Origin of the sequence: Vibrio aestuarianus, assembly GCF_028858425.1 — a bacterium.
In the GTDB taxonomy this organism is placed as follows: domain Bacteria; phylum Pseudomonadota; class Gammaproteobacteria; order Enterobacterales; family Vibrionaceae; genus Vibrio; species Vibrio aestuarianus.
Genome location: NZ_JAKNYQ010000001.1, coordinates 1,037,115 through 1,050,536, shown reverse-complemented (window position 1 = coordinate 1,050,536; position 13,422 = coordinate 1,037,115). Strand labels below are relative to the sequence as shown.

At 43.9% G+C, this 13,422-nt stretch carries 10 protein-coding genes; all 10 read right to left on the bottom strand.

Annotation, left to right across the window (positions count from 1 at the left end; translation table 11 throughout):
• Nucleotides 1-15: 15 nt before the first annotated feature.
• On the bottom strand, nucleotides 16-3,495 hold the full coding sequence (gene dnaE, locus MCT08_RS04945) for a DNA polymerase III subunit alpha (RefSeq protein ID WP_168521318.1): 3,480 nt from the start codon (nucleotides 3,493-3,495) through the stop codon (nucleotides 16-18).
• A gap of 75 nt (nucleotides 3,496-3,570) precedes the next feature.
• Nucleotides 3,571-4,182, bottom strand: a complete 612-nt coding sequence (gene rnhB, locus MCT08_RS04940; protein ID WP_274677986.1) for a ribonuclease HII — start codon at nucleotides 4,180-4,182, stop codon at nucleotides 3,571-3,573.
• Nucleotides 4,183-4,184: 2 nt separating this feature from the next.
• A complete protein-coding gene (gene lpxB / locus MCT08_RS04935; RefSeq protein WP_274677985.1) occupies nucleotides 4,185-5,336 on the bottom strand; it encodes a lipid-A-disaccharide synthase in 1,152 nt (383 codons plus the stop codon).
• A gap of 121 nt (nucleotides 5,337-5,457) precedes the next feature.
• Nucleotides 5,458-6,246, bottom strand: a complete 789-nt coding sequence (gene lpxA, locus MCT08_RS04930) for an acyl-ACP--UDP-N-acetylglucosamine O-acyltransferase (protein ID WP_053310929.1) — start codon at nucleotides 6,244-6,246, stop codon at nucleotides 5,458-5,460.
• A 1-nt stretch (nucleotide 6,247) separates the two neighbouring features.
• Nucleotides 6,248-6,679 carry a 3-hydroxyacyl-ACP dehydratase FabZ gene (gene fabZ / locus MCT08_RS04925; protein WP_274678653.1) on the bottom strand — a complete coding sequence of 144 codons (432 nt, stop codon included), beginning with the start codon at nucleotides 6,677-6,679 and terminating at the stop codon, nucleotides 6,248-6,250.
• Between the two features lie 113 nt (nucleotides 6,680-6,792).
• Nucleotides 6,793-7,824 carry a UDP-3-O-(3-hydroxymyristoyl)glucosamine N-acyltransferase gene (lpxD, locus tag MCT08_RS04920; protein WP_274677984.1) on the bottom strand — a complete coding sequence of 344 codons (1,032 nt, stop codon included), beginning with the start codon at nucleotides 7,822-7,824 and terminating at the stop codon, nucleotides 6,793-6,795.
• A gap of 7 nt (nucleotides 7,825-7,831) precedes the next feature.
• A complete protein-coding gene (locus tag MCT08_RS04915; protein WP_168521314.1) occupies nucleotides 7,832-8,341 on the bottom strand; it encodes an OmpH family outer membrane protein in 510 nt (169 codons plus the stop codon).
• A 14-nt stretch (nucleotides 8,342-8,355) separates the two neighbouring features.
• Nucleotides 8,356-10,788: an outer membrane protein assembly factor BamA gene (gene bamA, locus MCT08_RS04910; protein ID WP_274677983.1), complete on the bottom strand. Its 2,433-nt coding sequence runs from the start codon at nucleotides 10,786-10,788 to the stop codon at nucleotides 8,356-8,358.
• Nucleotides 10,789-10,836: 48 nt separating this feature from the next.
• Entirely contained in the window at nucleotides 10,837-12,195 is a 1,359-nt protein-coding gene (rseP, locus tag MCT08_RS04905; RefSeq protein WP_261915212.1) for a sigma E protease regulator RseP, read from the bottom strand.
• A complete protein-coding gene (gene ispC / locus MCT08_RS04900) occupies nucleotides 12,192-13,400 on the bottom strand; it encodes a 1-deoxy-D-xylulose-5-phosphate reductoisomerase (protein ID WP_053311006.1) in 1,209 nt (402 codons plus the stop codon). Before ispC ends, rseP begins: the two co-directional genes overlap by 4 nt.
• Nucleotides 13,401-13,422: the final 22 nt, after the last annotated feature.

The window sequence follows — 13,422 nt, the reverse complement described above, 5'->3', positions numbered from 1 at the left end:
TCAATGACGCTGAATTTAGTTAAATTCGAGTTCTACCTGGTCGTTCCCAAGTAGCTGTTTCAATTCGTCTAACAATGTATCACTTGGCGTAACACGCCATTGCGTACCGAGCGTTAGCCGCGCTCTCGCCTCTAAGCGCTGATAGTATACATTGACAGGTATGGTCCCTGCTCGGTGAGGCTCTAAGATCTGACTAAAGCGCTCAAAAAACTGGTCATCTATTTGCGATTGTTCAATCGATACCGACAGACCACGGGCATATTTTTCACGCGCGCTGCCCAAGTCCATGACTTCGCGCGCCGACATTTTAAGGCCACCATTGAAGTCATCAAAGCTGACCTGTCCAGAAATCACTAAAATTTTATCTTTTTCTAGCAGTTCTGCATACCGTTCTAATGCATCGGAGAATAACATTACCTCCATTCGCCCTGAACGATCGTCTAACGTCATGATACCAATTCGCGTGCCGCGCTTGGTCGTCATCACTTTTGCGGCAATCACTAAACCCGCTAAGGTAACCGACTGATCGCGTCGAGTGGGAGTTGCATCTTTTAATCGGCAACTGGTGTACTTAGCCAGTTCCTTAATATGGGCATTTATTGGGTGACCGGTCAAATAAAGGCCTAATGTATCACGCTCTCCCTCTAACCACACTTTCTCTGGCCATTTAGCGACTTGGGTATATTTATGTTCCACTTCTTCTGGTGCATCGGTTAGCACACCAAACATATCCACCTGACCAAACGCTTCAGCTTGGTGATATTGGCTAGCCGCTTTTACCGCGTCATTTAATGATGCCATCATTGCGGCGCGGTGTGGACCTAAACGGTCTAACGCACCAGCATAAATCAATTTTTCAATGACCCGTTTATTGACTTTTTTTAGGTCAATGCGGGCGCAAAAATCAAACAGGTCTTTAAAATAGCCACCCGCATTACGTGCTTCTAAAATCGCTTCAATCGGCCCTTCGCCCACCCCTTTGATCGCACCAATACCGTAAACGATGGCACCGGTTTCATCGACATTAAAGCGGTACAAACCAGCATTTATGTCCGGTGGTAATACTTTTAGGTTCATACGGAAACATTCATCAACCAAGCCAACGACTTTCTCGGTGTTATCCATATCTGCCGTCATTACAGCAGCCATAAACTCGGCTGGATAATGGGTTTTCAACCACAGTGTTTGATAAGAGACTAAGGCATAAGCAGCAGAGTGCGATTTGTTAAAGCCATAACCGGCGAATTTTTCCACCAAGTCGAAGATTTTCATCGACAACTCACCATCAACACCGTTTTTTATCGCCCCCTGCTCGAAAACCGCCCGTTGCTTGGCCATTTCTTCGGGCTTTTTCTTACCCATCGCACGGCGCAGCATATCCGCACCGCCTAACGTATAACCAGCAAGTACCTGAGCGATTTGCATCACCTGTTCTTGATACAAGATAATGCCGTAAGTCGGGTCTAAAATTTCTTTAAGTGACTCGTGTTGCCACTTTTCGTCTGGGTATGAGATTGCTTCTCGGCCATGTTTACGGTCGATAAAGTTATCTACCATCCCTGATTGCAATGGCCCCGGACGAAATAGCGCCACTAATGCGATGATATCTTCAAAACAGTCTGGTTGCAGGCGTTTGATGAGGTCTTTCATGCCACGTGATTCCAACTGGAATACCGCGGTGGTTTCTGAATTTTGTAACACTCGAAAAGAGGCGGCATCAACCAAAGGAATCGATTCGATGCGAACAGGCTCTTTGCCTTCTCGTTGCAAACGCGGGTTTATCAACCCCAATGCCCAATCGATGATGGTTAAGGTACGCAAGCCCAAGAAGTCGAACTTCACCAGCCCCGCGGTTTCAACGTCGTTTTTGTCAAACTGCGTAACGGGGAAATGCCCTTCAGCATCAGCGTAAATTGGGGCAAAGTCGGTAATAGTGGTTGGAGAGATAACCACACCACCAGCATGCTTACCCGCATTACGCGTACAACCTTCTAAAATGCGGCACTTATCGATGAGTTCTTTGACTTCTTCATCGTTTTCATACAGCTCAGGTAGCGCAGGTTCAGCTTTGAACGCTTTTTCGAGCGTCATGCCCGGATCGGCGGGGATCAGTTTTGAAATGCGATCAACAAAGCCAAAGGGATGCCCTAGGACTCGGCCAACATCGCGAATAACGGCTTTAGCGGCCATAGTACCAAAGGTGATGATCTGTGATACGGCATCACGCCCATACATTTCAGCAACGTGATCAATTACTTGGTCACGTTTATCCATACAGAAATCGACGTCGAAATCGGGCATTGAAACACGTTCGGGGTTCAAGAAACGTTCGAAGAGTAGATCGTATTCCAATGGGTCTAAGTCTGTAATTTTTAGCGCATAAGCTACCAATGAACCAGCGCCTGAACCACGCCCTGGCCCAACAGGAATATCGTTATCTTTCGACCACTGGATGAATTCCATCACGATCAAGAAGTAACCGGGAAAGCCCATATTGTTGATCACTTCAAGTTCTATCAGCAGCCGTTCATCGTATTCAGGACGACGTTGAGCACGAATTTCTGGATCGGGGAATAGAAATTCAAGGCGCTCTTCGAGGCCCTGTTTTGATTTCATCACCAAGTATTCGGTTTCTTCCATCCCTTCCGTTGGGAAGGCGGGCAGAAAATATTCCCCTAGCCTAACCGTGACATTACAGCGTTTGGCTATTTCAACGCTGTTTTCCAAAGCTTCTGGAATATCAGCAAACAATTCGCACATTTCAGCTTCACTGCGTAAGTACTGCTGAGGGCTATAATTTTTGGGGCGACGAGGATCGACCATGGTGTAACCATCGTGGATAGCAACACGAATTTCATGGGCTTCGAAGAATTCTTCGGTTAGGAATACCACTTCGTTGGTCGCAACCACTGGCAACTGCTTGTTTTCGGCCAATTCAAGCGCAAAATGCAAATAGGTTTCTTCGTCAGCTCGGTTGGTTCGGATAAGCTCAAGGTAAAAACGATCCGCAAAGTGGGTTTGATAAAATTCAACACATTTATCGACTAATGTATGATTACCCTTTAATAGCGCTTTGCCAATTTCACCGTTTTTTGCCCCTGATAGGACGATCAACCCTTCGGCATATTTGATCAACCACGATTTATCAATCACGGGTTGGTGCTGGACATGCCCCCGTAAATAAGCCTCGGAGATGAGAAGGGTGAGATTTTTGTAGCCGACATTGTTTGTCGCAAGCACTGTTAGCTTGGTCAATTCATCAGCAAACTCTTCCGATTGCATAATGAAATCAGCACCTATGATTGGCTTAACACCACAATTATGCGCCGTGCCGTAGAACTTTACCAAACCACATAAGTTAGTGAAATCGGTCAACGCCATCGCAGGCATGCCCATCTCGGCCACTTTTTTTACAAGCGGTGGCACTTTGGACAAGCCATCGATCATAGAGTAATCACTGTGGACACGAAGGTGGACAAACTTGGGTTCTGACATTCAACTTATCCTAGATGCTAGGTTTGGTTCGATATTTGACGGTTATTCTACGCGAATCTGATTGCGGCTTACACCTCAATCAATGCCGAGTACTCGTTTCACTGGCTTAAAGCTTTTGCGATGTTCGGCAATAACACCGTATTGCTCTATTGCGGCAAAATGCGCTTTGGTTGGATAGCCTTTATGTTGAGCAAAACCAAACTGTGGATGCTGCTTATCTAATGCTTCCATTTCCTGATCTCGCACCACTTTAGCAATAATGGATGCCGCGCTGATTTCGGCTACGCGCATATCGCCTTTTACGACTGCAACACCATCCATCGGTAGCTTAGGTACTCTGTTGCCATCAATCAAGGCTAAATCAGGCTGTACATGTAAACCAGCAATGGCACGCTGCATCGCAACCATTGTCGCTTGCAGGATATTGAGTTCATCAATTTCAGCCGGTGAGCAGCGGCCAATTGACCACGCTAGTGCCTTTTGTTGAATTTCAGGGAACAGAGCTAAACGCTTTTTCTCAGAAAGTTTTTTCGAATCATTTAACCCTGCAATAGGGTTGCTTGGATCAAGAATAACCGCAGCGGTGACGACATCACCGACCAATGGGCCTCGCCCTACTTCATCAACTCCGGCAATCAGATGATACCCTTGAGGATATTCGAAGAGTGGGAATTCTTTTTCTGCCATGGTTATGCTTTTCCTATCAAAGTCAAAACAGCTTTTGCAGCCTGTTTATCGGCATCTTTACGGATCCATTGATGCATTTCAGTAAAGCGTTCTATCAAGACGCTGTTGTCACCACTGAGCATTTTATCGACTGCAGGGTATAAAAATTCTGCTTCGCATTGATCAAGAATAAACTCTTTTACCAGCTCTTCTCCGGCAAGAATGTTTGGCAGTGAAACATATTCGGTAATCGCTAATTTTTGTACTAGCCACCCAGTTAGGCGGTTAACTTTATAACCGACAACCATTGGTCTTTTCAGTAGCATACATTCTAATGCTACGGTTCCAGAGGCAAGTAGTACCGCATCTGCTGCGGTAATTACATTGCGTGCAGTATCTTCAACAATCACAAAATCGAGCTCTGGTGCGGTGGCTTGCCAAATTTCTTCAAATTGCTGTCTACGTTTTGAGTTAACCGCAGCAACCACAAAACCAATATCTGGGTACTTCTGTTTTATTTGACGGCAGGTTTCAATAAAAGGCTTAGCAATTAACCCAACTTCACCACCACGGCTACCTGGTAATACCGCTAACCACTGCTTAGCAGCTTCTAACCGTAATAACTCACGCGCTGCCATTTTGTCAGGCTGAAGAGGAATTGCATCGGCCAGTGTATGACCGACAAATTCACACGCCACTTGATATTTGTCGTAAAACGCTTTTTCAAACGGCAAAAATGCTAAGACTAAATCCGTTGCGGCATCAATTTTAAAAATTCGCTTAGGTCGCCAAGCCCATACTGAGGGGCTGACATAATGAACGGTTTTAATGCCCGCTTTTTTGAGATCAAGCTCTAAGCGTAAATTAAAATCAGGGGCATCAATACCAACAAAGACATCTGGTGGGTTGTCTTTAAAATACTTGACCAGTTGGGCTTTGACTTTGAGCAAGCGCGGTAAACGACCAAGTACTTCAACCAAGCCCATTACCGCCAGCTCTTCCATCTCAAACAGAGATTCACAGCCTTGCGCCATCATTTTAGGGCCGCCAATCCCAACAAATTCCGCATTAGGGTATTGCTGCTTTATTGCTTTAATAAAGCCTTCACCTAACGTATCACCGGATAATTCTCCGACAACAATACCAATTCGTAGTGGTTTTTCCATTGGATGCATATTCTTTCCTAACAAGATGAGCTCAGCGTAACGGTTGTGTGTCTAAAAGACAAAAGATCGCTAAAAAGTAGCGATCTTCAGATAGTTATCGAGATTCGACAAGTAATTAAGACACGTAGAATTAACGAATAATGCCACGCTCTGTCTGCTGTAACATATCGCTAAGACGCTTGATTGACGGCCACTCTTGCGCCATCTCAAGTAACACTGGTAGCACTTCAGTTTGCGTTTTTCCTGAACGATAAATCTCTTTGTATGCTTTTTGCAGCGCTCGAATTTCTGCTTTTTCAAAGCCATTACGCTTCAAACCAACCAAATTAAGGCCAAATGGTGAAGCATGGTTACCCTGAGCTAATACATACGCCGGTATATCTTGCACTACTGCAGAGCAGCCACCAACGTAAGCGTATGCACCAACGGTACAAAAAGGATGAATTGCCGATAAAGCCATCACCCCGGCATAATCACCAACTGTCACGTGACCGCCAAGAATGGAGTTATTGCCAATGTGAGTATGGTTACCAACAATAACGTCATGAGCGATATGGGCGTTGACACACAATAGGTTATCATTACCGACAACAGTTTGCGTTTTATCTTGCATCGTACCGCGATGAATTTGCACCGCTTCGCGGATAACATTGCGGTCACCGATAATTACGCGGGTATCTTCACCACCGTATTTTTTATCTTGGTTCTCTTCACCGATCACCGCATGTGGAAAAATGCGATTGTCTTCACCAATAACGGTATTACCTTTGATGACGACATGTGACATCACCTCGGTGCCTTGCCCAATACTCACGCCGGATGTAATGTAAGTAAAAGGCCCAACCGTTACATTCGCACCGATGATGGCACCGTCTTCAACCACCGCACTTGGGTGGATTTGTGCAGTTTCGTGAATCATATTAAAACTCTCTACGAGCACATTTTAGCTCAGCAGAACAGACTACTTCGCCATCAACTTTCGCCACACCATTGAATAATGCAATACTGCGACGTTCTTTTAAAAATTCAACTTCAATAATCAGTTGATCGCCAGGGCCAACAGGCTTGCGAAATTTGGCTTTATCGATACTGGCAAAATAATACAACTCATTTTCTTTTGGTGCACCGAAGGTTTTAAACGCTAATAAGCCAGTTGCTTGAGCCATCGCCTCAAGAATCAACACACCAGGAAAAACAGGCAACTTAGGGAAATGACCAGTAAATTGAGGTTCATTCACTGAAACATTTTTTAGACCCACCAAGTATTTACCTTCATCAAAGTCAATAACTCGGTCAATCAACAAAAATGGGTAGCGATGAGGAAGCAGCTCCTGAATTTCAGTGATGTTCATCGTTTTCTTTTCAGTAGTCAAAGTTATATTCCTATACAGTAAAACTTCAAAATTATTCAGCATTATAGACGAAAAAGGCTCGCAATTGGCGAGCCTTTTTCGAAATAGTGGAATTATGATTCCGCTTTTTGCTCTAGCTGCTTTTCTAGCGCTTTAAGGCGCTTATTCATATCATCAATACGATGAACGCGAGTCGCTGTTTTTCGCCACTCTTTATTAGGTTGCAATGGTATGCCTGAGGAGTACATGCCTTTCTCTGAGATACTACGTATAACCATAGACATACCTGTAATAGTCACACCATCCGCAACTTCAATATGACCATTGATCACTGCACCACCACCGATAATGCAGTATTTACCAATTTTGGTACTCCCCGCAATGATGGTACCACCAGCTATTGCAGTACCATATCCGATGTGCACATTGTGTGCGATCTGCAATTGGTTATCGATAATCACGTTATCTTCAATAACGGTATCATCCAACGCACCGCGGTCGATGGTGGTACAAGCACCAATTTCAACACGGTTGCCAATGCGAACTGAACCAATTTGTGGAATTTTAATCCACTCACCTTTCTCATTAGCATAGCCAAAACCATCAGAACCAATAACAGTACCGGACTGAACTAAACACGCACTACCAATTTGAACTTCATGGTAAATACTGACGTTAGCCCACAACTTGGTGTCGCTACCAATTTTAGCATTTTTGCCAATGAAGCATCCTGCGCCAATTGAAACGTTATCACCAAGCTCAACGCCTGACTCAATCACGGCATTAGCCCCAACCGAAACGTTGTGACCCAACTTTACATCATCGGCAATGATTGCTGAAGCTGCTATTTCATACGCTGGTTTAGGTGTGATATCCAAGGCTTGTGCGACTTTAGCAAAAGCAACGTATGGGTCATTCACAACCAAAACGTTAGTTTTGCATAGCTCACGCTCAGAAGCCTTCACCATAATCACGCTAGCTTTGCATTCACCAAGGTGCTTACTGTATTTTGGATTAGACAGAAAAGTCACATGACCTTGCTGCGCTTTGTCCATTGGTGCGACTGCAACAACAGTCGCAGAGTCATCACCAAACGCTTCTCCGCCGGTGATAGTTGCCAATTCGGCTAAAGTCAGTTTTGCCATAATAGTATTATTTTAGTTGCTTAATTACTTTCTCAGACAAGTTGTAGTCCGCTTTACCATATTGCATGGCTTGTACATCAACAACGATATCGTAACCTTCTTTCTCAGCTACTTTCTGTACGGCTTCTTGGATCACCATAAACAGTTTTTGTTTCTCTTCCGCTTCGCGACGAGCTGATGCTTTTTCTAGTGCTTGAGCTTTGATTTTGTACTTACTGTCAAGTTGACCGATCTCGATGCGCAGCTTCTCAACTTCATCTTGACCTAGTAGCTCACCATCACGCTTTAACTTTTCGATTTTAGTCTGAGCTTCAGCTTGAATCGTTTGTAGCTCTGCCGCTTTATCTTTAAACTCTTCCTGCAATTTTTGCAAAACTACTTCACGTTGAGGTAGAGCTTGGAAAACTTGCGCAGTATTTATATAGCCAACTTTTTGCGCTGCCTCAGCTGCTTGTGCAAAGAAAGACGAACTTAGTACTACAAGGCTTACACTAGCCGCTTTAATGATTTTATTCAAAATATTTTCCTTTGTTAGAAGGTTCTACCAATAGTGAAAGTGAAGAATTCTTCATCGTCACCTTCATAAGATTTAATCGGTTTAGCAAGAGAGAAAACCAGAGGCCCCATCGGTGACATCCACTGTAATGCTACACCAAAAGATGAACGGTAGTTCGTTGGGTCAGAATAATCATAATAATACTTATCACCATAACCTAATTTAGTATCCTGATAATTAAACTCGGTATCCCAAACACTGGCCATATCGTAGAAAATGCTGGTACGAATTTGGCTACGATAGTCATCTGAAGCAAATGGCGTCGGCACGATCAACTCAATACTTGCCAACGCAACGGCATTACCACCAACGGAATCATCCGTTGCCGTATAACAACGGTTATTACCACCATTATTACCATTACATCCCACTGGGTCATTATAAATCGCTTTTGGACCTGCCGTATTTGAACTAAAGCCCCTAAGGGTGGTGAAACCACCCGCGTAGTAGTTTTCATAAAATGGGAAGAGGTTATCTTGGCCATCGGTTTGGCCATAGCCATTACCATAACCTAAACGACCTCTTAGTAAGAGGCTAAATTCATGCTTTTTCGTCAATGGGTAATACTGACGAATATCATACTGCAGTTTGAAATATTGAACATCTGAACCTGGTACGGTCATTTTATAGAACGCACTCTGATGATTACCTGCCGTTGGGAAAATACCACGGTTTAAATTATTACGAGTCCAAGAAATATTGAGGTCAAAGTCATTAGTAACTAGGTTACCGTCCTCATTACGATTACTCGCTTGAGACCGCAAGAATTGGCTCACTTGAACATATTCATCAATATTACCGATGTTGTTATGTGTATAACCAATACCAAATTCAAAACGATTGAGCTCATCAAATGGGAAACCCCAAGTTAGGTTTGCTCCATAACTTTCGTTGGTATAGTCAACAATACCGGCCTCTGATGCTTCAAATTGGTTGTAGAAAATTTTACCGCCTAAACTGACACCATCAAGGTTCCAGTATGGGTCTCGATAATCTAAACTAATGTTCTTTTGGTAGTCATTCATCATGGCATTAATGCCAACACGATTACCAGAACCAATAAAGTTATCCTGTTGCAGACCAACCTGGAAACTAATACCAGACTCTGTGCCGTAACCAACACCAAAGTTTACACTGCCTGAGTTTGCCTCTTTAACGTTGTAAACTAAATCAACTTGGTCTTCACTGCCAGGAACACGCACCGTTTGGACATCAACTGTTTCAAAGAAACCTAAACGATTCAAGCGGCCTTTACCAGTATCAATCGCTTTTGAATTGAGCCAGCTTCCTTCCATTTGACGCATTTCTCGGCGCAACACTTCGTCCTTGGTTGAGTTGTTACCCACAAAACGAATATCACGTACATAAATACGATTTCCAGCTTCAACGTTGACAACCAAAGATACTTCTTGAGTTTCATCATCGAATTCAGGAATGCTTCGCACTTGTGGGTAAGCGTAACCCGCTTCTCCAAGTACGCGCTTCATATCTTCTTCTAATCTCGTCACCAATGACCCGTTATACTTTTCACCTGCAGCAAACGGAACCATCGCTTCAAACTCAGCTTCTTTGCCTATTAATTCCCCACGGAACTTGACGTCTTTGACTTGATAAGCTTTGCCTTCGTTGATCCCTAACGTGATGTAAACACCTTTCTTGTCTGGCGAAATAGCCACTTGTGTGGAATCAACCTGAAACTTTAGATACCCACGGTCAAGGTAAAAAGATCGCAATGCTTCGATATCTGCGGCCAACACTTGCTTTTGATATTTGTCATCAGCAAGGAAATTCCACCATGCAATATCAACATTTAAGTTAAAGCGAGAGAGCAGTTCTTTATCAGTGAAAACTTCATTACCAATAAAGTTGATTTGCTGGATTTTCGCTGAAACCCCTTCAGTGAAAACAAATTTGAGATCAGCACGGTTACGCGGCAGAGGCGTTATAACCGCCTTAACGGTTGCGTTGTATTTACCGACGCTGTAGTAAAAATCTTCCAGTCCTTTTTCGATATTGCTCAAGGTAGTGCGATCTAACGCCTCACCAATTCGAATATTGGAAGCATCTAAGTTTTGCTGTAATTGCTCTTCCTTGATCGCTTTGTTACCAGAGAATGAGACGCTGGCAATGGTTGGGCGTTCTTTAACTTGGACGATAAGAACGTTGTTATCTCGTAGTACTTGGACGTCTTCAAAGTTACCTGAGGCATAAAGCGCTTTGATAATATCCGCAACATCTTGTGCATCAACCGTATCACCAATTCGAACTGGCATCTTGAGTAATGCAGCACCGAGCGCAACACGTTGAAGACCTTCAATTTGTATATCTTGGACTACAAAGTTCTCGGCACTATTCGCGGAGAGACTTGTTGCTAATAATGTCGCGAAAAGGATCTGTTTCATTGCCATATTTATTCTTGTTATTCCTTGCTACTACCTTTGCCTAGTGCTTATCAATCACAGGCGAGTAAAATCATTAAATATTGCTACAGCCATCAAAGAAAAGATGATCGCCCCACCAATACGGTATCCCATCTCTTGAACCTTTTCAGGGACTGGACGGCGAATAATCGCTTCAATTGCAAAAAACAGTAAATGCCCACCATCTAGCATTGGTAAAGGCACAAGGTTAATAATCCCTAAGTTGACGCTGATCAACGCCAGAAAACCTAAGAAGTAAACTAAACCGTAATCCGCTGTTGCTCCTGCACCTTTCGCTATCGAAATAGGTCCACTAAGATTGTTCAGACCCACATCACCCACCACCAATTTTTTCAACATGCTGATGGTCAAACCGATCACTTGTTCTGTTTTTTCAACCGCTCTACCGACTGATTCAAATACACCATATTGAAGCTCAAATCGATAACTTTCCGGCCATTCTGCGACTTTAGGAGCGATTCCAGCAAAACCAATCGTTTTACCTTGCGGTAACTCGCGAGTATCCGGTATTAGCTTAACTTCAACAGGTTGACCATCTCGCTCAACCGTCAGATCAATAGCCCGGTTAGGATTGCTTTGAATTAACTCTACCACCTGTTGCCATTGTTCTATTTTCACACCATTGGCTTGAATAAGCGTATCACCAACTTGCAACCCTGCTTTTTCACCGGCCCCACCTTGAGACACGTTGGTCAAGGTATGTGAAATCTCAGGCACGAAAGGTTTAAAACCTAATGCTCCCATAGCAGACTCTGTTTCTGGGTTAAAGTTCCAAGAGTGCAGATCTAAAGTTTTGATTTCTTCAAGGCCAATTCTATCGCTAGAACTGACGGTCAGGGTTAATTGCTCATCACCAATGTGACCAATAAGGCCCATATTCACAGATTCCCAATCTAACGTTTCAACGCCAGAAACCGCTTTAATCTGCATACCTGATTCAAGGCCTGCTTGTGCGGCAATTGATTGAGGAGTGATATCACCAATGACAGGTTTAACGGCTGGTACGCCAATTAAGAACACAAGCCAGTAAGCAAAAATGGCGAAGAAGAAATTAAAGGCAGGTCCAGCGCCAACGACTGCAGCCCTTTTCCATAATGGTTTTTGATCAAAAGCGAAAGGTTTTAATTCCGGTGCTACATCATCAACTCGGCTATCGAGCATTTTGACATAACCACCTAGAGGGATCACTGACAGGCTGTATTCAGTACCGTCACGAGCGACACGGCTCCAGATCGATTTACCAAAGCCAATAGAGAACTTTTCAACTTTAATCCCACAGCGGCGAGCAACCCAAAAATGACCGAATTCATGAACGGCGACAAGTATGCCTAATGCAATGATAAAGGATATAAAATTCCATAAAATGCCACTCATGATAAACGCTCTTTTATTGTTTGGTAGGCAAGATTGCGAGCCATTCTATCTAGCTCTAACAAGCTTTCCAAGTCATAGGAATGTAACTGGGTATGTGTTGCACACACTTTTGACAATACGCGTTCATTAACCCGTGCTATATCGGTAAATCGAATTTGCTTATTCAAAAAAGCGTCAACCGCAATTTCATTAGCGGCATTGAGTGATGTAGTCGCATGCTGACCTTGATAACAAGCATCGATGGCTAAGCCTAAGCATGGGTAACGGTCGTAATCGACGTCCATAAAACTCAACTCGGATAGCTGAGTGAAATCAAGTGCTGGGACACCAGCATTAATTCGCTGAGGATAAGCAAGTGTTAAGGCTATTGGGGTGGCCATATCTGGCTCACCCATTTGTGCTAATACTGAGCCATCACGGTATTGCACCATAGAATGAATAACCGACTGCGGGTGGATCAGTACTTTTAACTGCTGCTGTGATGCATTAAAGAGCCATTTGGCTTCAATATACTCCAACCCTTTGTTCATCATAGTTGCCGAATCGACAGAAATTTTTGGCCCCATAGACCAATTAGGGTGTGCGATAGCTTGCTCTGGGGTGACATCGGCCAATACATTCAAATCACTGTATCGGAAAGGACCACCAGAGCCTGTCAGCAATATGTGTTGAATACCATGTGCTTGCAAATCACAACGACCAAGTTTGGTCTGTATTTCAGAGGGTAAACATTGGAAAATCGCATTGTGTTCACTGTCCACTGGCAATAATTCAGCGCCATATTGTTCAACGGCATCGATAAACAGTTGGCCAGACATCACCAACGCTTCTTTATTCGCTAACAGAACCCGCTTACCGGCTTTTATCGCCGCCATAGTAGGCAATAAGCCTGCCGCACCAACAATCGCGGCCATGACAGTATCAATTTCATCTAGGGCTGCGACATCACACATTGCCTCATCACCAAATAGCACTTGAGTGTTGAGATTGAGAGATTTTAATTGAAGCGACAACTGGTCTGCTGCAGTTTGAGTCGCCATAACCGCGTAAGTGGGATGCCACTGCTGACATAACTCACGCATTTTATTGACGTTACTTCCTGCCGCTAACGCAACGACAGAGAATTGCTCTGGGTTTTGAGCAACAACTTTTAGCGTACTCGCACCAATTGAACCTGTTGCACCGAGAATCGTTAACTTACGCATAGCAAAGACCGTGAAGTAAGCA

Excerpts from the sequence above, each read along its gene's own strand:
- dnaE (WP_168521318.1), bottom strand. The coding sequence starts at position 3,495 with ATGTCAGAACCCAAGTTTGTCCACCTTCGTGTCCACAGTGATTACTCT.
- rnhB (WP_274677986.1), bottom strand. The coding sequence starts at position 4,182 with ATGGCAGAAAAAGAATTCCCACTCTTCGAATATCCTCAAGGGTATCAT.
- lpxB (WP_274677985.1), bottom strand. The coding sequence starts at position 5,336 with ATGCATCCAATGGAAAAACCACTACGAATTGGTATTGTTGTCGGAGAA.
- lpxA (WP_053310929.1), bottom strand. The coding sequence starts at position 6,246 with ATGATTCACGAAACTGCACAAATCCACCCAAGTGCGGTGGTTGAAGAC.
- fabZ (WP_274678653.1), bottom strand. The coding sequence starts at position 6,679 with ATGAACATCACTGAAATTCAGGAGCTGCTTCCTCATCGCTACCCATTT.
- lpxD (WP_274677984.1), bottom strand. The coding sequence starts at position 7,824 with ATGGCAAAACTGACTTTAGCCGAATTGGCAACTATCACCGGCGGAGAA.
- bamA (WP_274677983.1), bottom strand. The coding sequence starts at position 10,788 with ATGGCAATGAAACAGATCCTTTTCGCGACATTATTAGCAACAAGTCTC.
- rseP (WP_261915212.1), bottom strand. The coding sequence starts at position 12,195 with ATGAGTGGCATTTTATGGAATTTTATATCCTTTATCATTGCATTAGGC.
- ispC (WP_053311006.1), bottom strand. The coding sequence starts at position 13,400 with ATGCGTAAGTTAACGATTCTCGGTGCAACAGGTTCAATTGGTGCGAGT.